Source organism: Dokdonia sp. PRO95 (genome assembly GCF_000355805.1).
Classification (GTDB): Bacteria; Bacteroidota; Bacteroidia; order Flavobacteriales; family Flavobacteriaceae; genus Dokdonia.
The window spans coordinates 1,451,127-1,472,778 of sequence record NZ_CM001837.1 but is presented as its reverse complement, the minus strand read 5'-3'; the positions used below and the strand labels follow the sequence as shown (position 1 = coordinate 1,472,778).

15 protein-coding genes are annotated in these 21,652 nt (G+C 38.7%); 2 read left to right on the top strand and 13 right to left on the bottom strand.

Features of this window, described 5'->3' with window-relative positions; translation table 11 throughout:
* Positions 1-5 precede the first annotated feature (5 nt).
* The 6 genes from pbpC to ruvC form a co-directional block, all read right to left on the bottom strand.
* Positions 6-2,375 (bottom strand): penicillin-binding protein 1C, encoded by a 2,370-nt coding sequence (pbpC, locus tag D017_RS06540; RefSeq protein WP_035335464.1) that lies wholly within the window; start codon positions 2,373-2,375, stop codon positions 6-8.
* Between the two features lie 5 nt (positions 2,376-2,380).
* Positions 2,381-7,996, bottom strand: a complete 5,616-nt coding sequence (locus tag D017_RS06535) for an MG2 domain-containing protein (protein WP_081804649.1) — start codon at positions 7,994-7,996, stop codon at positions 2,381-2,383.
* A gap of 216 nt (positions 7,997-8,212) precedes the next feature.
* Positions 8,213-8,527: an antibiotic biosynthesis monooxygenase gene (locus tag D017_RS06530; RefSeq protein ID WP_035335463.1), complete on the bottom strand. Its 315-nt coding sequence runs from the start codon at positions 8,525-8,527 to the stop codon at positions 8,213-8,215.
* On the bottom strand, positions 8,527-9,285 hold the full coding sequence (locus D017_RS06525; protein ID WP_035338059.1) for a cyclase family protein: 759 nt from the start codon (positions 9,283-9,285) through the stop codon (positions 8,527-8,529). The genes D017_RS06530 and D017_RS06525 overlap by 1 nt, the downstream gene beginning before the upstream one ends.
* Positions 9,286-9,366: 81 nt before the next feature.
* A complete protein-coding gene (gene hemW / locus D017_RS06520; RefSeq protein WP_035338058.1) occupies positions 9,367-10,500 on the bottom strand; it encodes a radical SAM family heme chaperone HemW in 1,134 nt (377 codons plus the stop codon).
* A gap of 16 nt (positions 10,501-10,516) precedes the next feature.
* The gene (ruvC, locus tag D017_RS06515) at positions 10,517-11,071 is read right to left on the bottom strand and encodes a crossover junction endodeoxyribonuclease RuvC (RefSeq protein WP_035335461.1); all 555 of its coding nucleotides are present in this window, start codon (positions 11,069-11,071) and stop codon (positions 10,517-10,519) included.
* 43 nt (positions 11,072-11,114) lie between these two features.
* On the opposite strand from ruvC, the gene D017_RS06510 reads away from it, so the two are divergent.
* Together D017_RS06510 and D017_RS06505 are read left to right on the top strand one after the other, a co-directional pair.
* Positions 11,115-12,077, top strand: a complete 963-nt coding sequence (locus D017_RS06510) for a lysylphosphatidylglycerol synthase domain-containing protein (RefSeq protein WP_035335460.1) — start codon at positions 11,115-11,117, stop codon at positions 12,075-12,077.
* A complete protein-coding gene (locus tag D017_RS06505) occupies positions 12,077-13,213 on the top strand; it encodes a glycosyltransferase (RefSeq protein WP_035335459.1) in 1,137 nt (378 codons plus the stop codon). Before D017_RS06510 ends, D017_RS06505 begins: the two co-directional genes overlap by 1 nt.
* A gap of 26 nt (positions 13,214-13,239) precedes the next feature.
* On the opposite strand, the gene D017_RS06500 is transcribed toward D017_RS06505, so the two are convergent.
* The 7 genes from D017_RS06500 to D017_RS15365 all read right to left on the bottom strand — a co-directional run.
* Positions 13,240-13,731, bottom strand: coding sequence for a hypothetical protein (locus D017_RS06500; RefSeq protein ID WP_035335458.1), 492 nt, complete (start codon positions 13,729-13,731; stop codon positions 13,240-13,242).
* A gap of 53 nt (positions 13,732-13,784) precedes the next feature.
* Positions 13,785-14,987: a tetratricopeptide repeat protein gene (locus tag D017_RS06495; protein ID WP_035335456.1), complete on the bottom strand. Its 1,203-nt coding sequence runs from the start codon at positions 14,985-14,987 to the stop codon at positions 13,785-13,787.
* A 47-nt stretch (positions 14,988-15,034) separates the two neighbouring features.
* Positions 15,035-16,423, bottom strand: coding sequence for a M56 family metallopeptidase (locus D017_RS06490; protein ID WP_051583823.1), 1,389 nt, complete (start codon positions 16,421-16,423; stop codon positions 15,035-15,037).
* A gap of 2 nt (positions 16,424-16,425) precedes the next feature.
* On the bottom strand, positions 16,426-16,785 hold the full coding sequence (locus D017_RS06485; RefSeq protein ID WP_035335455.1) for a BlaI/MecI/CopY family transcriptional regulator: 360 nt from the start codon (positions 16,783-16,785) through the stop codon (positions 16,426-16,428).
* Between the two features lie 437 nt (positions 16,786-17,222).
* Positions 17,223-19,172, bottom strand: coding sequence for an OmpA family protein (locus tag D017_RS06480; RefSeq protein WP_035335453.1), 1,950 nt, complete (start codon positions 19,170-19,172; stop codon positions 17,223-17,225).
* Between the two features lie 35 nt (positions 19,173-19,207).
* Positions 19,208-20,155: a type IX secretion system membrane protein PorP/SprF gene (locus D017_RS06475; protein WP_035335452.1), complete on the bottom strand. Its 948-nt coding sequence runs from the start codon at positions 20,153-20,155 to the stop codon at positions 19,208-19,210.
* A gap of 55 nt (positions 20,156-20,210) precedes the next feature.
* On the bottom strand, positions 20,211-21,652 hold a 1,442-nt coding region (locus D017_RS15365), incomplete at its 5' end, for a gliding motility-associated C-terminal domain-containing protein (protein ID WP_035335450.1).

The window sequence follows — 21,652 nt, the reverse complement described above, 5'->3', positions numbered from 1 at the left end:
TTTTCTTAACCCCTAGAAACCTCAATTTTTTTCTTGATTTCATTACCCGCTGCATCTACTACAGTGAGTGTATAATTTCCCACCTCTGGCGTAACAGCTAGCTCGTGAAAATCTTCTGTAGCTCCTATAAACTCATTATCTAGATACCAGAAAATCTTAGTCTCAGGGTTACGGTGAGAGACTTTAAACACAACATCGTTTACTGCTGCATCAAAATCCTTGGGAAGAATAACACCTTCATTATTTTTAGGATACATAAATGCCATAGGCATTTCTCCAGAAAAGCTACAATCTGGATGGTATGGTGGCAATTCTTTATAATCTGGATGCTTGCTTGCATAGTAATACTCCATTGTAGCAGGTAGCGTAAAATAGGTGACAGCCGTCATCTCATCAAGCTCATAACAATCTGAGTTTACTAGATATTCCTTATTTGCAGAGAGGTACATTTGCTTGTGATATGAGCAAGAAGCTGTGTGCTCTCCCGCGTGAGGTATTTGCTCTTTACGTGTTTCTACACAATATGGACTCGCTTTCATTCCGCTTTTTGTGCAAACCGTGGTCTCCACGAGTGCATCGTATGGAGTGTCAAACCAAGAGCCATTTACTGGCAAGCTACGCAAGACATCAAAAAACAATGGCGCTGCTGCTTGTATTCCTGTAATCCCTGGTCTTCCTTCTCCATCTGCATTACCTACCCACACTCCTATTGCATATTGAGGCGTAACCCCTACTGCCCACGCATCTTTAAAACCAAAACTTGTCCCTGTTTTCCAAGCCACAGGCTGGGCATCTTCATAAAACTGCCAGTTTTCTTCGCCGCTTGGTCTATTTACAGTTTGCAGTGTCTCAAGCGTTTTATAAATCGCTCCCGCCGAAAATATCTCGGACTCGCTTTGCAACGTGACACTCTTTTTTACAGAAGCCAGATTATCTCTTTTGACATAGTGATAATCGCTAAAAGACTCCAAAGTGTACTCACTACTAGACCTATTAAATGTGTTAAGGGTGTTTGCCATCCCTGCATAGGTTTTTGTCAACTCAAAAAGACTGCTCTCTGCACCTCCTAATATCATTGCAAGTCCGTAGTGAGAGGCGGGTTTATTTATACCTCCCATATGCATCTCTTGCACATTTTTATAAAACTTATCTAGCCCGTACTCACGTAGTAATCGCACTGCAGGTACATTGAGCGATTTTGCAAGAGCCACATCTGCCGGAACTACGCCTTGATACTCGTTGTCAAAATTTTGTGGTCTATACGTATTGATACTTGTAGGTATATCTGGGACTAATGTTTGTGGCAGTATGAGTCCCTCATCTAGCATTCCCGCATAAAGCAATGGCTTTAACGTGCTTCCTGTGCTGCGGTATTTTGTGATAACATCTACGTCTTTTTGGTGTGCTGCATCTGTTGGTGCGTTTCCTACATAGCCTAAAACCTCTTTTGTATTTACATCCATAACCACTATCGCTAGGTTGTAAATTTCATTTTGCTTTAACAGGCCATAATGCTCTTTGGCAAGTCTATTAAGGTCTCGCTGTATAGGAAGTTGTACCGTGGTTTGAACTCTTTTTCCACGAGATTCTTTAGTAATTCTATCAACTAGATGAGGAGCAATTTGTGGTAATGGATAGGGTTTTCCGGGTAGTTTTTCTAGCAGCGATAGCTCGTAGGTAGTTTTGTCTATCTCTCCTGTTTCCCAAAGTTTTTTAAGGAGGTTATTACGCTTTCGCGAAAGCGTAATCTCATTTTTACCCGGTCGCACCATACTAGGATTGTTAGGTAATACTGCCAGTGCCGCCATTTGCCCCCAACTTAACTGTGACGCCGGGAGTCCAAAATATCTCCAAGCGGCAGTTTCTAACCCTACTACGTTACCGCCAAAGGGCGCATAGGTAGCATACATACCAAGAATTTCATCTTTTGAATAGCCTGCCTCGAGACGTGTAGCTTTTATAAGTTCGACTACTTTTTCTGTATAGGAGCGTTGTTTTCCTTTTCTAGAAAGTCTAATTACTTGTTGTGTAATGGTGCTCCCACCACGACGCTTATCTGTAGTGATATTACCCCATATTGCCTTCCCCATCGCCACGGGATTAAATCCTGGGTGGGTATAAAAATACTCATCTTCAAATAACAGAATACACTTTTCAAACTTATGAGGAACACTATCTAGTACCGGAAAACGCCATTGCCCGTCACTAGCAATGCGGGCGCCCAGCAACTCACCACTCGCACTCTCAACCACGGTAGCGTGAGGATCTTTAAAAACCTGCTGCGGTATAGAAAAAGCCCAGTACAACATAAATAACACCACAAGTATAAACTTGAATTTATGGCGCTTTATGATATGTAGGAGGCGGCTGTACATCGCTGTTAGTTCTTAACTTTTATCCAAGCTCCTTTTGACCTGGCATAATAAGTCGCATCATACATAGCCTCTACCTGAGTACCTGGCAAATAGTAATCACCTAAGTAACTTGCATTAAGACGAACCGTAAATGTTCTTGTACTGGTCTTACTCATATCAAAATAAAACTGCACACGATCGTCTCTTATATCTGTATATCGGGCGCTTCCTGCTGTACCTCCCTGAGCATCTGTAAAACGTGTATTCACAATCTCCCAACCGCTTGGGAAGATTTGTGTAAGCGCGACATTATCTACATAATCTCTGCTCGTATTACTCACCGTAATTTTTGCGGTAAACTCTTCTCCCTGCTGGAGATTATTGATAGACATCACTTCACCAGCGAGGTTATAAAAGGTTGTTTTAACCTGTAGGTTTTTTTGATCTACAAGCTCTTTGCCTAATGGTAACTTACCACTTTGCACAAGACGTATGAACACGGTACTATTTTTAGCATTTTTTATAATAATCTCATTTGCTCCGTCTTGCGTTTTTATGTCACGTAGAGCGATAGCTTGTTGTGTATCTACACTGTACTCTTTTCCATCTTTTGTATAAGAGAACTGCATTGCTTTACCTCCGTTCTTTACAACCATTTTTGCCATAGCCAGCAGTGCATAACTGGTTTCTTGAGTACTTAACCACCTGTCTGAAGCTAGCGTTTTGGCTATACTTACAGCAAGTTCTTTTTGCTTGCTATCATTAAGAAGCACCATCGTTTCTAGCGCCATTGCCCTGTTGCGATATACCGAGCCATAGGTATGGTAGTCATACTTTTTAGGAGTAAAATCAATATTTGCCGTAGCGGTAAGTTGGCCAGCTACTTTGTCTTGACCTGCTAGTGCATAAGCTCCCGCAAGCCTCCAGGTTGCTTCATTACTTAAATTTGTATTCTCACGAAGACGGTTCATCGCTGCAAGGTCGGGTTGTCCCGCAAGTGCGAGCGTGTATAAGCGATATGCTTGTACTAGCGTTGCATTATAACTTTGTTGTCCAGATCTCCACTCACGAGCCTCCTTTTTCTGAAAACGTAACCAGTTATTCATAAAAGTGAGCGGTAATGCATATCCCTTTTTCTGGGCTTCTATCATAAAGTGTCCAGCATAGGTGGTACCCCATAGGTCTGCTTCTATCTCTCCCTGCCAGTAACCTAGACCTCCGTCTGTGTTTTGGAAACGGCCTAGCCTCGCAATACCGTCTTTAATATACTGTTGTGCATCCCGTTTTTGCTCATAGGTAAGATCAAAAACATCATCTAAAAACAGTTGCGGAAAAACTCCAGAGGTAGTTTGCTCTACACAACCGTGTGGGTAACGTATTAAATACTGCATACGCTTAGTAAAATCCATAGGTGGCAGTGTCGAAAACTCCAAAGCGCTTTCATTAGTCCCTGCCACACCAAACGTCTCATAATCAATAGTAAGGTTACTGCTAGGGTCTAGTTCGTAATCGGTTACTTTTTGAGTAATAGGATTTGGGTTTTCTACGTCTATCTCAACATCATAGGTTGCACGCTCCCCGTGACCTTCTACAATAATTTGTACGGTTTGCACTCCTGTAGCAGCTTGCACATCAAACTCAAAAGGAACTATTTTTTCTCCCACTTGCGTGAAATTTACCGTTTTTACATTCCCTTCAGATGCTTTAAAAGCTTCAGATGTTTTGACGGTAATCTTAGCCTGCTTGATGTTCTTTTCCATTGCAAACACTGTTACTGGTAAAGTCACGTGTTCTCCCGGAGATAATTTTCGCGGAAGCGAACCTAAAACCATAAGCGGTTTACGCACAGGTACTGTCTTTTCTACAGATCCATAGGCGCTTTTTGTGGCATCTCCGGCAATTACCATTGCTCTCACAGAGCCTACGTAGTTAGGCATTGTTACCGTGTGTGACTTTGTTTCGTTTTCGCTTAAAGCGAAAGGACCCAAATAAGTAACTACAGGTTTAAAGCGTTCTGCCTTTCTATTTTTGGCAGCGCTCGCAGCATCACCACCTCCTATTGCATAAATGTTATCTACACTGCCAGAATATGCACCTATCACATAATCATACATATCAAAAGACTTCACACCTAGTGCTTCTCTGCTATAAAAATGCTTATGGATTTTTGGTGTTTGAAATCTTGTAAGATCCAGCAAACCATCATCTACCACAGCGATAGTATAGGTCATCTGTTTATTATTTTTTTCTGTGATTTTGATAGTATATGGCTCTTCTGGCTTTAATACATCTGGCATAGTGATTACCGGCTCTAACACTGTTTGCCTATCTTTTACCATCAAAGGAATTACACCATAAAGCCTAATAGGAAGGTCGTTTACAGATTGTTTATGAGGTTGTAATAGCGAAATATTCACATACACATTAGGCGCCATTGCGGAGGTAACAGGTAAAGAAAAATTGGTTTTACCTTGCTGGGTTTCTACCCAATAACTCTCGAGTACTTTTGTACCATTTTCAATACTCACTAGCGCTCTACCTCCCGCCGAAGATGGGAACGTAATGGTGGCATTATCTCCCACACTATACTCATCTTTATCTGCCGAAAACACGAGCATCTTTGCACTTTCTGAGTCTCTTTGAAAACCACCCCAGTTTCTATAAAAATATGCGATACGGCCTGTAGCGTGACCGCTTTCTGGGTCTATAACACGTATAAGATAACGCCCGCTTTCCTTCTCCGGAATATTGATATTAAAACTTGTTTTTCCGTTAGAACCAGAAGTGACTGTAAAGTTTTGTACCGGTGTATGTACGGTACTTGTTTCATAACTAGAGTAATTATCTCTACTCCTGTTCCACCACCAGCGCCAAGACATTTTAAATACTTTTACTTGAAGCTTACGGCCCGCAGCTGGTGTGCCTTGAGCATTTGTAGTAGCTAGGTCAAACTCGATATTTTGATCTGTGTAATAACTACCGTAGGCACGACTTTTTGGAGCTCGCAGACCTACAAAGTGATCAAACGGTGCGACATCCTTACTTACCACATCTAGAGAGAAGTCACCTCCTCCCTCATAGGCTTTTGTAACAAACGTTGCCTTGAGCATACCCGGTGCTCGCTTACTCAAATCTATTTTTTTATTAATCTTTATGTTGCCTTCATTATCCAGAGTGCCGTCTAGCACATCCATACTAACCTCATCAAACTCCCTAATTGGGTCATAAAAATTATATCCAGGAAACTTGCTAAACCCGCTACTTGACTTGCGTATAGTCACGTCTGTTTTAATTTTCAAATTTCTGGCAGGCGCTCCGTGTAACCATTTTACAGTGGCACCTCCCGATAGATTTCCGCTTGCTTGTAGTATCTCATCTTTAAAAGTGAGATCTACTTTGAGGCGATTAGGTTTTATGGTTTCTACTTTGAGCGTTTTGTTAAATGTGGCACCTCCCACAGAGATGGTAGCATTATAGTTACCCGTAGGAGCGTCCTGCTCTGTAGGAACCGGGAAATAATAAAAGTTATTAAGCGCTTGGTTCCCATTTTGAGATCCTCCTTTTGATCCAGACGCTACCTTTCTATACATAAGTTTACCTCGTGCATCTGTCACTTCCAGCTTTACTGGGTGATCTTTTGGCAGTGGGTTTGCCTTATCATTAAGTGTAAAAGTGAGATGGATGGTGTCACCAGGGCGATGCACACCTCTATCTAAGTAGGTAAAACCTTTAAGCCCTTTCTCAAGTTGATTACCCGCAATATCAAATTTACTCATAGAGAGACTATGCCCATCTTGCAGTTTTAAGTAAGCATAGTTTCCATCTTTTACTGCAACAGCATATACTGGGTAGCCATCTGGTGTTACTTGAGCTATTCCAGTGGCATCTGTAGTGACTGTTGCAATGGGTTGCTTTTGGTAATTATATAATGTGATTTTTGTGTTTGCCTCTGGCGTAGTAGTCACAATATCTGATGTTGCAAACAAGTAAGAATTGTCTTTTCCTTTTTTTACAATCACCCCTAGATTACTCCCTAGTAAATTACTATTTACAAATTTTGACTCTTGATAGTATGCAGGGTGGCAAGGGTTATCTTCTTGTCTCCAGTCGTACACTTGCTTACGCCATCTATAAATACGGTTATCCCAGTACTGCTCCTCTCTATCATCTTCATCTGGACTTTCTGCCTCGGTATATGCATCTTCATAATAGTCCTCATAACTATCTTCTTCTACACTACCAGCAACAGCATCATCACACTCATAAATAGCATAAGAAGGTTTATAGCTTATCTCTACTCTATACAATGCTCCAGGGTCTGCTTTAAAAATAGCTGAGAGATCTACGCCGTGAGCTTGCCACTGGCCGGTGTTAAGATCACCTTGTTTTGCAATCTCAATCGTTTTTTTTGCTATGCGCCTACCCACTTTTTTAAGGTTATAACTACTCGTATTATTAAGCGATCCCTCTTGTAAAAACTCGAGTACATTATCTTCATAAATCTTAATGACTCTCACGTCTACGTGTGTAAGATTTACTGCCTCAAAATAGTAAGGAGTACTCGTAGATTTTGGAAGAATAACTCCATTTGTGATAGCCCGTATGGCAGGTTTTATTTGCTCAAAACTTACGGTCTCTTTAAAGGGTTGTTTCAACTTATAGTCATCAGTACTTTTTATTCCTTGAAAAACCTCAACCAGTGCATTACCTACTATCTTATTTTCTGGATATACCTGTAGTACATTTCCATTTACTTCAAAGCGAAGGTTTCCTGCACGCGCAATTGTCACGAGTCCAGCAAAGTTTTGGTTATCCTTTAATGGGTCAGAAAAATTTATAATCACAGAGGCGTTTGCGCCGCGCTCTTGATGTATACCTATGATTTTAAAATTATCTTTTCCCGGTATTTGTATGGTGTTCTTACCATTTGTGTCTCTGGCCCCTATCGCTTTACCATCCCAGGCAACCCTAATTTGTGAATCTGCCTTAGTGCGGGAGATGCTATCTATTCTAAATGAATGAAATCTAGACACCCCATCTTTATCAAACCATTTTACAGCTAGTGCATTACCATTTTGAGAGGCGTTTATGAGTTGTTGCGCTTTCGCGAAAGCGATATCATCACTCGCTTCTATTTGTCCTTCTAGATAATTATAATCCTTACTATATGATTGCAAAGCTCCCATCGCTACTTTAAAATCTGGAGTAATGGTCTTGAAGCCAAAAGTAAATTGCTCCTTCCCTGTGTCAAGATCATCATACAGTTTATCAAGCATAAGAGTGACCTCGTATGCCGTGTCTGGTTTGAGAGGCTCTTCTGGTATAAACTCTAAGAGTCTACTGTTATGAAGACTAAACACTCCAGAAACTTTAGGACGCACTTTGATAATGTCATTAGGTAGCACTTGGTCTACCTCAAACTGCGTGAGTGGCTGTGCAAGCTCCACACGTATAGGGCTCATAACAGACTGTCGCCCCTCTGTCGTGTAAGAAATGTAATCTTTAAACTTAAAAAGATTGTCTGTAGGTGTGCTCTTCTCTTTACAAGAAATAGTTATGGTAAGCAAAGCCAGCAGGACGTATGCATACCTAGTTATAATCGTTTTTTTGATACAGGAGGATGAGAGATGATAGTTAGGCATTTTGAGTGATGGTGTTAGGTGCTTACTTTAGATCAATGTGCGTATGACATTAAAAATAAATCTAAAATAAGGGTGTTCTCAGACAAGCTAAAAATAGCTGATTTTAAACACATTGATGATTTATAAACGTGAAATATTACCTTGGGAGGTGTGGTTATAATTGCAACGCAAATGTTAAAAAACATCGTATGTTTCTATTTAACATTTGGCAGATATTTAACTTTTATCAAAGCTATATTCTCTTTCCACCTTGCATATTCTCACAGTATAGTTATCGTACCAGTCTGACTTTCCCATACGTTGCGCGCCTTGATGCTCTGCCTGGGCTTTCCATCTTGCAATATCTTCTAGCGAGCGCCAGTATGATACCGTAATCCCTAGGTGCTCACTATCATTTCTAGCTCCCTCTACTCCCAGAAAACCAGGCATTGTTGCGGCCAGCTCCTCCATAAGATCTGCTGCTTGTTTATAGCCTCTTGTGCTACTAGTTTGTGTAGACGTAAAGATTACAGCGTAGTAAGGTGGTTGCATTATTCTGTTTCGATTTTATATAAAATGGGTTTACTAGGTGTGGCATCATTTTCAAAAGAGGCAATCTGGAGATTAAGAAGATACGTCCCGTCTGGAATTTTATGCGGTACATAGATCATCTCTGTAATAGTTGCATCTAGTCGTATCTCACCATTTACATCCCAAAACGCGTGATGCCCCTTGAGCTCTCCACCATCTTTTTCTTTATCTACACTAGGTAAATCTATGAGAAGGTGTTTTATACCGCTTTCGCGAAAGCGTACCATCGCCCTCTCATCTACAAATGGCCAGTTTGTGTTAGACCAGTTCATTGTTTTCTTTTCGCGTGCGTTAGGCAATGTACGTATCACCAAAGCTTCTGGTGATTTATCTTTAAGTAGGTTTTTAAACTGCTTATCACTTAGTATAAAATCATCATCTTCATTATCAAGCGGCTCTGGTATGACCGTCACCACCTCTGCGATAAAGAAAAATGTTTTGAGATTTTTATTAATGCTATGCACCTTTTCTGTGATATGACCAGCGGTCTCTGTATGCGTGCCGTGAGAATGTGGGTTAAAGGTGATGGTAGTAAAATTTACATCGCCTCCCTTGCGCACACTACCTACCCACTCGCCATCTGTGACTGTCTCAAACTTAGGCGGGTCAATATACCAAGCCAGCGGATTCTTCTTAGAAGTAAGGGGAATCGAGAGATCAATGGGTTTTGAAAGATTGACCTTAAAAGTTTCTTTATTATGAGTTATAGTTGCAAGCATAGCGTAATTCAAAAGAAAACTAAAGATAAAAATACTCTATTGATTTACCTAGAGTACTTAAACTCATTGCAACGAGTTAGGCTACTTTAAGTTGAGTATAAATAAGTCACTTGCGATACCATCGCTTAAAAACTTTCCTTTTTTACTTACATAGACTCTATCTTCTTCTATAAAAAGCAAATGTTCCTCTATGTGTTTTTGAGCGTGTTCTAAAAAGTAGTTATAAAAAAGCTCGCCATATTGTGTTTTTATCTCGAGTAAAGAAACTCCATACTGCGTGCGCAATCTCGTCATTACATACTCATTGTACTGGTCTGTGAGCGAGAGCTCTTCTACCTCTTGAGGTAGCTCTCCAGCCGTGATTGCTTTTATGTACTTTGGGTTGTTATTTATATTCCACGCGCGGCGCTTACCGTCATAGCTATGTGCAGAGGGACCTATCCCTATGTACTTTTTCCCTTGCCAGTATGCCGTATTATTTCTAGAATGATAACCAGGTTTTGCAAAGTTTGAAAACTCGTAATTCTCATAACCAGCAGCTTCCATCTTACGTATTAATAGCTCGTGATGCTCTTGTGCCACCTCATCTTCTACCGGAGGTACAATTCCTTTTTTAATTAAATTTTTTAGGGCCGTCTTAGGCTCTACCGTAAGCGCGTAGGCAGATATATGAGGGAGGTCTAGCGCTAGCGCTTTATCTATATTCTGCTCCCAGCGCTCATTACTCATCCCAGGGATTCCATAAATAAGATCTAGCGAACTGTTAGGAAAGGTTGCTCTTATTAATCTCAGGCAATCTATTGCCTCTTGAGCATTATGAGCACGGTTCATTAATTTGAGATCTTCTTCATAAAATGATTGCACGCCTATACTCAATCTATTAATGGGCGATGCTGCGAGCTCTCTTATTTTTTGCTCAGTAAGATCGTCTGGATTTGCTTCTAGGGTAATCTCCGGATCTTCTTGAATCTTGTAATGCGCGTAGCAAACATCTATAATTTGTTCAATCTCGGCAGTGTTTAAGACAGAAGGTGTCCCACCGCCAAAATAAAGATTAGACACCTCTTCATTTTCAAACTCGGCTTTACGCATCTCAAGTTCGCTTATGATAGCCGTTATCATTTCCTCCTTTTTACCCATTGTAGTCGAAAAGTGAAAATCACAATAGTGACACGCCTGCTTGCAAAATGGTATGTGGATGTAGATGGATGCCATATGTTCTAAAGAAATATCACTTCTTAACTCGTTTTTCATTTTGCTTTACAAAGCTCTCCCAGCCTGAGTAGCTTTTACCTATTTCTACTTTTCCAGAATTATAAAAGTGACACACTGCTGCGGCAAGACCATCTGTGGAGTCTAAGTTTTTAGGCAAGGTTTTAAGTTTTAGTAAAGACTGTAGCATTCTTGCCACCTGCTCCTTACTTGCATTACCGTTTCCAGTAACTGCCATTTTAATCTTTTTAGGGAGGTACTCTGTGATAGGGATTTCTCGAGATAAACCTGCTGCCATCGCCACTCCTTGTGCTCTACCTAGCTTGAGCATACTTTGTACATTCTTACCAAAAAACGGTGCCTCTATCGCAATCTCATCTGGGTGATACGTATCTATAAGATGTATGGTGCGCTCAAAAATGAGCTTGAGCTTCACATAAGGGTCATTATACTTTTGTAACAATAACTCATTGAGTTGCATAAACTCCATCTTTTTACCCACAACCTTGATAAGTCCAAAACCCATAATTGTGGTTCCAGGATCAATACCTAATATGATTTTTTCGTCTGCCAATGCTTTTATTGTTACTTTGTGCTCATCCTTAACAAAGAAATGAATGCCTAGATTATCTCACAAAGCTACGCAATTACTCTGGGCGACTCTTAAGATTCTCATTGTACTACTGGCTGGCTATTTTATTTATGACAAACTAGATCGCGGTGATTTACGGTCGCTACAATTTCAGCTTTCCGAAATTAGTACATCATCGTTATATCTCTATATTATAATTATACTATTATTTACTACTGCCAACTGGTTTTTTGAAATCAAGAAATGGCAAACTCTAGTGAGTATATACAGATTAGTACGCTTTAGCGAAAGCGCAATACAAACCCTCACCGCTCACCTCGTAGGGTTTGTAACTCCTGCAAAAGCTGGAGACTATGGTGCAAAGGCGCTCTATTACCCAAAAGAGCAACGCAAGCAGATACTCTTCTTAAACTTTATAGGCAATATGTATCAGCTGCTGGCAACGCTTATTTTTGGGAGCATTGGCTTAGGAGTTATTGCCTTTTTCACTAGTGGGACAGCGATATTCTTTTGGAGTTTGAGCATATTTATGGCACTCGTGCTGTACCAGATACTTCCTAAAATACTACGAAGTGTACACTGGACACTCAAGGGAAATCCTTGGTATAAAATCAAGAAGTACTGGAAATCTATTGCTGTACCCATCAAAAAGAAGGTGCGACTGTTTTCCTTTATACGATATATCATTTTTGCACATCAGTTTTACCTCATTCTCTACCTGCTAGGAGCTACCACAAGTTATCCTTTTGTAATGGCTTGCATTTGTGCTACCTACCTTGTAAGCTCGCTTATACCTGTAATGCAGTTACTAGATGTAGTGGTGCGCGGTGGTGTGGCTGTTCTCATTTTTGGCTGGTTTAATGTACCCGAAGAGATTGTATTAAGTACTGTACTTTTAATGTGGCTGCTCAATGTAGTAGTACCGCTATTACCTGGCGCCTACTTTTTGCTCGTGCAAAAGCCTACTAGCACCATAAAGACAGTATAATGATCTGGATGCTGTTTTTTGTTTTCTTACTCTATGGAATTATCATCCTCGGCTTTGCGCTTGAGATCAATCGCGCTGGTACGTTCTCACAATCTTGTGACGCTACAACTACCACATTTACCGTTATTGTACCCTTTAGAAATGAAGAAGCGCATCTTACTAACTTGCTGCAATCTCTAGCCGAAGTTGACTATCCACAAAACAGCTGGCAAATCATCTTAGTAAATGATGCCTCTACAGACAACTCTCTCGAGGTCATAAATAAGTGTATATCGCGTTGTGCGCTTACAAACATTGATGTTATAGACAACGTGCGCACCTCTGCTTCACCAAAAAAAGATGCACTCCAGACCGCCATCCATACCAGTAAACACCAGTGGATTGTGACCACAGATGCCGACTGTACCGTGCCCGTAAACTGGCTCAACACATTAGACGCTATCATCCAGCAACAATCACCACTTATGGTGATTATGCCCGTTGCCATCGCTTCCACGGTTCAGCCTTCATTTTTAACTGCCTATGAGCAATTGGATTTTTTAAGTCTTATGGGCGCTACTGCCGGAAGCTTTTATATGGGCTTACCCTTTTTATGTAACGGAGCAAATCTCGCTTATGATAAAGAAGCCTTTACAGCCGTTCAAGGCTTTGCAAATAATAATCACATCGCTAGTGGAGATGATCATTTTTTACTCGAGAAATTTCAAGAGAAGTTTAAAAATAGGATAAGCTATTTACGCTCTCCATATGCGATTGTAACCACACAGCCTCAAGAGCAGTGGAATATATTTATAGCACAGCGCACACGCTGGGCGGCAAAGTCTAGTGCTTATACCTTTTGGTTCTCAAAACTAATGGGGATTCTTGTTTTGGGTGTTAATCTTTTAAGTGTTGTGGGAGTTCTTTATTACGCTTTCGCGAAAGCGGAAACCCAATCCATCATATTAATGGGCTTAGTCATAAAACTTGTAGTTGATGTTATCCTCATTGCCACCGAAGCTTTTTTTTATAACCGAAAAAGTTATTTAAAATGGTATCCAATCGTGATGATTTGTTACCCGTTTTTAAGTACTTATATAGCCGTAAGATCGCTTACTAGTAGTTACCAATGGAAAGGTAGGAACTACACGAAATAATAGCCTATAACACTATCTAAACTTATTTACTCCACCTTAAGTACTACGGGAATTTTAAATTTTGTCTTTACAGGAACCCCTTGTTTTGTGGCTGCTTTAGCTTGAGGAAGTTGTTTGGCCGCTTCATGAATCCACTGCTCTAGTTTTGGGATTTCTGCGCGTATTTCTGGTGTAATGGCGAGTGTATCAATACAGTATTTACCTTTTTCATTTACCACAAAATTGACTACAAGCGTATCGTTGAGCTCCCTATTTACAACAATCGTGTGTTTACCAAAAGACCCATAAAACGTACTCGTTACTGTCTCTTCAAAACAAACTCTCAACGCCTCCCCTTCTGCTTGTGAGCTACATGTATCAAAAGTAGGATAGCCGTCCACTTTATGGAGATCTATGGCCTTCCAACTTTCTGAAAGATACTCTGAAGATGAGATCTTTTTTGTTTCTATACGGTCGCAAGAAGTCATTACAGCTATTGCTGTAATCATTACTAAACCACGATATAATAAGCCTCTCATACGTACTTCGAAAGTACGATTTTTAAATTTCGTTTAAAAGTGCTGTAAATGGGTTAGTCCTGCGCTTTTTTTGATTCAAAAATTTCTCTTTTGAGGATTACAATTCTCTCCTTAGCTATTCTTATCAAATATGGCTTTGATTTTGATTTTTCAGATTGAGCCACAAACTTCTCATACAATTGGACAACCTCTTCCTTATCTTCATAATAATTATCGGCTGCTACGGCAATGGCATATACGGCATCAAGGTTATATGGATCTTCTTTAACTGCTAGTTGATAATGCTTCATTGCCTTAGTGAACTCTTTCTTAAACTCGTAAGCTCTACCTAATGTAAAGTACACATCATCAAGCGGCAAATCTTTATACCTAAGCGCTTTAATCGAATAATTAACGGCCTTATCGTATTCTCTGTTAAAGTTATATAGCCTAGCGAGCGTAATAAGGGTACCCCAGTCTTCGTCATCATATTCTAGTACTGCCTCATAAGCTTCTATAGCTTCTGGATACATTCTTTTCTCGTAATAGGCACGCCCTAGTTTATTTCTTACAAAAGCAGTATCCAGCCCTAAATCTAAAAGTTTATTAAACCAATCTATAGCCTCAACCCACCATCCTCTATAATAATAGTTTTGAGCTAGAATATTAATTATCTTAATATTCTCTGGATAACTCTCAAGTGCTTTCTCTGATATCTTTTCTACGATATCATATTCCTTTAATCCTAGATGATGCCTTGCAAGTTCATACATGGCATTTTGGTGAGTAGAATCTAGCTGCACTGCCTTGGCAAAAGCTTTTTCTGAAGTGTCTATCTTTTCATTATCTACTTTTCTATTTAAAACTAAGGTATCCTTGACCGCAGTCTTTTTAAGCGCTCGCCCCCATTGATAGTAATACTCAGGATTGGTAGGGAATCTCTTTGCTAAATCAGAAAAAATTGAGTCTGCAAGATGATGCTTTGACTTTGACAGTAATAATCTACCGTACTCTGTTTGAGCTATGGGTTGCCTGTCATTAAGCTCTAACGACTTTTTATAATACAAAAGCGCGTCAGTTTTCACTCCTTTACCGTTATAGGCTCTTGCTATTTGCAAATATGTTCTAGCCGAAGGATTTTTTATAGATTCATACTGAGCAATTGCCTGTGTATAATCTCCCACAGCATATAAACTATCTGCAATAGCCAAAGCCGGAGCTTGTGCACCGGCTTTTGAAAATGCTATGATACTTAAAAGTATAATTAGTTTTCTCATAGGTTACTCTGCTATTTTAAACGTAATAGGTAAGCTATAAAGGACTCCTACTTCTTCACCATTGTGTTTACCGGTTTCATTTTTGGCAACATAGAAATTACACGCTGTGCTTCTGCATCAAGATCTGGGTGTGGTGAGCGAGTTCTTAGATTTGTGACGTATCCATTTTTATCAATTCTAAAACTTGCAAAAATTCTGTTAGTACCCTTGAGATTTAGCTCCTTGCCTAATGCAACATTAAAGTTAGAATTCACCAAGACACCTACTTTCTGTGACATACAATCTCTACGTTGCTCATTTGAAGTGAGTGACTCACATCCAGGAAATACTGGAACTTCATCTATGACTGTAAATGGGATATTTCCGTTCTCATCGACATCATATACAACCTCTTCTTCTACAACCTCTATTAATTCGTCGTCATCTTTACTCATATTAAAAGTATGCACAGATGTTCCTTTTGTTTTTTTGGCTGATGTCATACTTAGATCATTGATCATTTGAGATTCTGTTTTTGAAAGGTTCTCTTTTTGCTCTATTAGCAATTGTAGTTCACTTATTTTTTCCTCTAGTGATTGATTTTCTACCAGCTCATTATCCTCACTACATGAAACATAGACTAACATTCCTAAAACTAATGGAACAATAAAGGCATACTTGATTAACGCACTCTTTTTTGACTTTGATTTTTGTAACATAATAATTCGATTTTTGATTAATGATTGATTGAAAAATGTATTTGTAAAAGAAAGGTTATTAGTGCCAAAGGCAGTATTTAATAACTCTTCGTAGTATGCTTTTTTTGATGAGGCTGCTGTTGCTTTTTGATCGGCTAAGTATTCATGAACTGTACTTATCAGTTTTTGATTGAAATATATCAATGGGTTGAACCAAAAGATGATTTTCATAATCTCAAAAAAGATAAGATCCCAAGTATGCCCCTGTTTTGCGTGTATCTGTTCGTGGGTAAGGATTTGCTTTCGCGAAAGCGTATCTATATCCTCTCCAATAAATATGTACTTAAAAAAGGTAAAAGCTTCTGTACTGTTAGGTACGTTAATGATGTGTTCACCACGTCGTTTAAACGATAAATAGTTAATGAAACTTCTGATTTTTATCACAAGAAGTAATGCACTTACTGCAACACCTACGAAGTAAATACTCAACCACGGAATGATAAAGGAGCTTGTTTGTTCTGATTGGCTCGTAGTTGCTTCACCTATTACTACTTCTGGTAACATGACAGACATCACCTCTACGGGAACTACGGTTTGTAAACTTGCAATTTTTACAAATGGCAATAAGAGTGCTATGACAGGTGTCAATAGAAGGTAAATTCTATTATATACAAAGAAGGTTTCCTTTCTTAATAGGAGATAATACACTGCTAAGAATATTGCTTGAAAACAGATGACTTGAATTACATATGCTATCATGACTAGTCGTTTTTATTAATTTCCTTAAGTATGGCTTCTAGGTCTTGCACACCTACGTCATTCTTTTTTACAAAGAAGCTTACCATGCTTTTAAAACTTCCATTAAAATAGCTATCCATCATTTTGTGCATAGAATCATTGCTATACACCTCTTTTGTAACTAAGGGATAGTAGAGGTATCCTCTTCCTTCTTTCTCATGGCCTACAAAACCTTTGTTCTCCAATATCCTTATGATTGTTGAGATGGTGTTGTATGCTGGCTTAGGCTCAGGCATTTGCTCAATGAGTGTTGCTACATTTGCTTTTTTGGCTACCCATAATAGCTGCATCACCTCTTCTTCTGCCTTTGTAAGTTGTTTCATAGTCGAGCTTTATATTCCTCTGAATTACAAAATTATAATCCTTATTCGTATTAATTACCCAAATATAACTAAAACATTAGTTTAAACTAATGTTTTAGTTTGAATATTTTAAAGAGACTTTTACATCAACTCGGAGTAAATTAGATATGAAAGCGCAATTATGGCCGTGGTCTAAGTACTTCTTTCTCTATGACAATCTAGATGGTTTTTAAGGACTTGCCAACGGTATTTGCTCAATATGTAGAGAGTCGTCACAAAACACCCTTAAATGGCTTTACATTTAATTTAGGCGTATTAATACCAATGCTCTTGCATTGAGTAAAACAATCTGAGAGGTAGATGAAAAATTAAAATAACGCTTTCGCGAAAGCGAACAAATAAAAAAGCCTCCTCTTCAATAGAAAAGGAGGCTTCATATTTTATAAAGACGGTAAGTGCTAGTTACTTATTACTATAAACTCCGAACGTCTGTTAAGTTGATGTTCTTCTTCTGAACATTGAACTCCATTAGAACAAGAATTTACAGGCTGCTTTTCTCCGTAACCTTGTCCAGTAATTCTAGATGAGCTTATACCTTGATTAATTATATATGCAACAGTAGACTTTGCTCTTTTATCTGAAAGACTTAGGTTATAAGAATCCTTACCCCTGCTGTCCGTATGAGATCGTGCATCTAATACCATATTAGGATACTCGCGCATTACTGCGATTACTTTTTCTAATTCAAGTGCTGCATCTGGACGAATATTGAATCGATCGAAATCAAAGTAAATAGGATTAAGTTCTAAAACCTTTGCGAGATCATCACCTACATTGATTGGTTTTTTGAGAAGGCTTAACTCCAAATCATTGGTTAGTGTGCCTGTAACATCTGGTGTTGTAGTGATAGCCTCTGCTGTGCTGTACTCTTCTTTTGAAGCTCGTATAACGTATTGCGTTACACATGATGCCTCGAATGCATAAGCACCAGCTGCTGTCGCTTGAACAGCCTCTAAAACCGTCCCTTCACTATCTATAAGCTGCACTGTTGCTTCTGGAATAGGATTACCGCTATCTTTATCTGTTACTACACCTACAAGTTTGATATCACATGGTATTTCTTCCTTTAAAAACTTATAAATATCATCACTTCCTTGACCACGTTTACGATTTGAAGCAAAGTAACCTACTTGCGTATCTTCATTTAATATAAATGTAAAGTCATCAAAAGAACTATTAATAGGCTCACCTATATTGCTAATAACTTCTTTTTCATTACTATTTGTTCTCGGCGTTGTTGCAAAGACATCCAGACCTCCAAAACCAGGATGGCCATCAGATCCAAAGTACAACACTCCTTTCGAACTCATAAAAGGAAAAGTCTCTCTTCCTTCTGTGTTTATTGGTCGTCCTAGATTCACAGGGGTTCCTACTGAATCTGTTTCATCTATAGTGGCAACCCATATATCTGAAAGTCCTACCGTCCCAGGCATGTCTGAGGCAAAATATAATTTACTGTCATCTGCATTAAGCGTAGGATGCGCTGTAGAGTACTCATCGCTGTTAAATGGCATTTCTACGGGAGTAGACCACTTTCCATTTATTTTTTTAGACTTATAGATTTTAAGCTTATTAGTTCCGTTTTTTGACTTACGGTAATTTCCTTTGTTGAAATTATTTCTAGTGAAGTACACTGTGTTACCATCTTTTGTAAATGCAGTAGTACTCTCGTGAAATTTAGAATTTAGTTCTCTGCTAAAAGATTTTGGCTTAGTATAAGACCCTGAGTTCTCACCTACCTTTGATTCATATAAATCTAAGAAAGGCTCATTATTCCATTTGTGAATTTTCTTTGTTGCTCCACCAGTATCACGTGAGGATGCAAAAATTAATTTACCTTCATATTCTGTAGGGGCAAAATCTGAATATCTCGAGTTCATACTGCGTATATCTTCTATAGTATACTTACTCTTTTTGTAGTCAATTTTGCTTAGGTAATTTGGCTCTTCTGTAAAAAGTTCAGCTCTTAAATCATCGCTATTAACATCGTTGAACTTAGCCATCATTTCATCTGCACGGTCATAGCTTTTTAAAGCACGTAGTGTTTGAGCGAAACGAAAATAGTATTCTGGCTTTATCTCCTCTGCATAGTTCGTTACAAGTTTATTATACCAAACTTCTGCCTCCACATATTTTGCATTGAAATAATAACTATCTGCTATTTTTTGAAAAAGATCTGCAGACTTATATCCTTTATCCGCAACTTCCAGATAAATCTTTCTAGCGTCTACAAAGGCATACTGGTCAAACTTTTTATCTGCTTTATCAATTTTTCCTTCTTGAGCATTTAGGGTAAGAACTCCCAAGAATAGGATGCTCAGGCAAAAACAAATTATATTTTTCATCATGTAATCAAATTAGATATACTGCTAAAGTATACGTATTAAAAGAATCTAGGGGTAAGCATTCTATCATACTCATTGAAGAGTTCAAAACGAAGAAACACTTCGAAACTCCCATCATTATAAACAGTTTCTCCAAGATCTGTACTCTCACGATCATAAGCAAGGCCTATAAGCATACTATCTGACACTTGAAAACCTACTAAACCACTTAAGGCTGCGCTCCATCTATAAGCTGCCCCTAGGTGTAATTTTTCCATTACCAAAAAATTTGCTGTTAGGTCTACTTGAAGTGGTGCACCTCCAACTAATTTGACAAGCGTACTAGGCTTAAATTTGAGTTGGTCACTTATATCAAAAGTATATCCCATTATTCCATAATAATGGATACGCTCCTCTGCAATAAAGCTAGCTGAGTTACTGTTATTACTTTCATCAAAATGCTCTGTTTGAATTAAATTTGGAGCACTCAGACCAGCATAGAATCTGTCAGTATGATAATATAAACCAGCACCAATTACTGGAGAAATTTTATTATCTATATTTTGTGAAAATCTAGGATCAGAAACATCAAACAATGTCAACTTAGAAAAGTCTACATCTAAAACATGACCTCCCGCCTTCAATCCAAAACTTAATCTCCCACTATTAGAAGTATTTATGGTATAGCTAAAGTCTGCACCAATATATGTTTCTTGAGCTGGACCTAGGGCATCATTTACGATAGATAACCCCAATCCTACTTTACCTTCTCCTATGGGTGAGTGGATACTTAAACTCTGTGTTCTAGGTGCACCTTCTAGGCCTACCCACTGACTTCTATGAAGCCCCACAATACTCGTCACACCTCTATTTCCGGCATAGGCTGGATTAATAGCTACTGTATTATACATATACTGAGTATACTGCGGATCTTGCTGGGCAGTTATCGTAAATGTATTTAGTACTAGTATTCCAAAAAAAGCAACTGTTAATATTATATTTTTCATATGTAGGTCAAATAAAATCGTTGAGTGCTTAATGCACTCAACGATTTAAAATTATTTATCGAGTAAGGTATAAATATCCAGAGTTATTGATAGTCTCCCCAACTGAATTCACGTATTCTAATATCCAGTAATACGTTCCTACAGGTAAGAATTTATCTTGAGATATAGTGGTTCTACCTTCTGATAATCCTATGAAAGTTTTACCATCAGATCCATATCCTTCTGCATTATATACTTCTACACCCCATCTATTAAATATTCTCAGTTTATTTTCTGGGAAATTCTCTATTCCTTGTATTCTAAATGAATCATTACGACCATCTCCATTCATAGAGATACCATTATTAAAGATAAGTCCTGAACTTTGACTTAATACAGTAACCGTAGGATCATCATCACTAGTAGTGTCTGTTACGTCATCAGAAATATCTGTGATTTCTAGACCATCATTAGTTAATCCGATTGCTAAGGCAGTATTTACAACTTCACCATTGTCAACATCCTGCTGAGTTATGATATACACTGCTGTAAATGTAACTGATTCACCAGGTAGTAAACTAACTGCATCACCAATCACTTCTACCATCTCGTCTGTTACTATAACGTCATTTAAAATTACGTTACCCGTATTAACAACATCAAATGTGTAAAGAATCTGGTCACCTGCATTTGCAAATCCATCTTGATTAAAATCTTGGAATACTCCATCCTTAGTAATCATGATATTTGGAGACTGATCTAATATAGTCACCGTAGGATCTTCAAAATCTCCATCACCATCAACGTCTACATTTGTTGTATCAGTTGGATCATCAGATTGATCTGTAATTGTATTACCTACCTGATCAGTTCCTTCTGCAGTTGCAACGTTTACAACTCCTCCAGCTTCAATATCATCTTGAGTGATTGTATATGTTCCAGTAAAAGTAGCACTTTCACTTATTGCTAATACCGCGACTGGACCTTCATTGATAACGATTAATGGATCTACTACGATTACATTAGTAAGCTCCTCGTTTCCATTATTTACAACTGTTAAAGTGTAAGTGATAGTATCACCAGCATCAACTACGTTATTACCATTTGAGTCATTTAAAACGCCCACTTTAACAAGATCTAAATTAGGTGTTGTAACCGGAGCATCATCGTTATCAATAATCGTTACATCTCCGCTTGGATCTGTGTTATCAGTGTTACCACTTGTTACTGTTCCGTCTACTGTGAAGATCTCATCTTCTTCATCAAGCATATCATCCGTAATTGGAATCACAACTTCACCAGTAGTCTCTCCAGCAGGAATTGTTACCGTTACAATAGTCTCTGTGTAATCATCCTCACCAGCTGTACCAGTTGTTGTTACAATCTCAATAACTGTATCCTCATCACTTGGGTTACTTAAGGTTACAGGAACTGTTACTTCTCCAGCATCTTCATCTACAACTACATCTTCGATTGTCACTGTTGGTGCACCATCGTTATCTGTAACTGTTACTGTTC

Bases quoted from the DNA above. Each gene is read 5' to 3' on its own strand.
- pbpC (WP_035335464.1), bottom strand. From the start codon at position 2,375: ATGTACAGCCGCCTCCTACATATCATAAAGCGCCATAAATTCAAGTTT.
- D017_RS06535 (WP_081804649.1), bottom strand. From the start codon at position 7,996: ATGCCTAACTATCATCTCTCATCCTCCTGTATCAAAAAAACGATTATA.
- D017_RS06530 (WP_035335463.1), bottom strand. From the start codon at position 8,527: ATGCAACCACCTTACTACGCTGTAATCTTTACGTCTACACAAACTAGT.
- D017_RS06525 (WP_035338059.1), bottom strand. From the start codon at position 9,285: ATGCTTGCAACTATAACTCATAATAAAGAAACTTTTAAGGTCAATCTT.
- hemW (WP_035338058.1), bottom strand. From the start codon at position 10,500: ATGGCATCCATCTACATCCACATACCATTTTGCAAGCAGGCGTGTCAC.
- D017_RS06510 (WP_035335460.1), top strand. From the start codon at position 11,115: ATGCCTAGATTATCTCACAAAGCTACGCAATTACTCTGGGCGACTCTT.
- D017_RS06505 (WP_035335459.1), top strand. From the start codon at position 12,077: ATGATCTGGATGCTGTTTTTTGTTTTCTTACTCTATGGAATTATCATC.
- D017_RS06500 (WP_035335458.1), bottom strand. From the start codon at position 13,731: ATGAGAGGCTTATTATATCGTGGTTTAGTAATGATTACAGCAATAGCT.
- D017_RS06495 (WP_035335456.1), bottom strand. From the start codon at position 14,987: ATGAGAAAACTAATTATACTTTTAAGTATCATAGCATTTTCAAAAGCC.
- D017_RS06490 (WP_051583823.1), bottom strand. From the start codon at position 16,423: ATGATAGCATATGTAATTCAAGTCATCTGTTTTCAAGCAATATTCTTA.
- D017_RS06485 (WP_035335455.1), bottom strand. From the start codon at position 16,785: ATGAAACAACTTACAAAGGCAGAAGAAGAGGTGATGCAGCTATTATGG.
- D017_RS06480 (WP_035335453.1), bottom strand. From the start codon at position 19,172: ATGATGAAAAATATAATTTGTTTTTGCCTGAGCATCCTATTCTTGGGA.
- D017_RS06475 (WP_035335452.1), bottom strand. From the start codon at position 20,155: ATGAAAAATATAATATTAACAGTTGCTTTTTTTGGAATACTAGTACTA.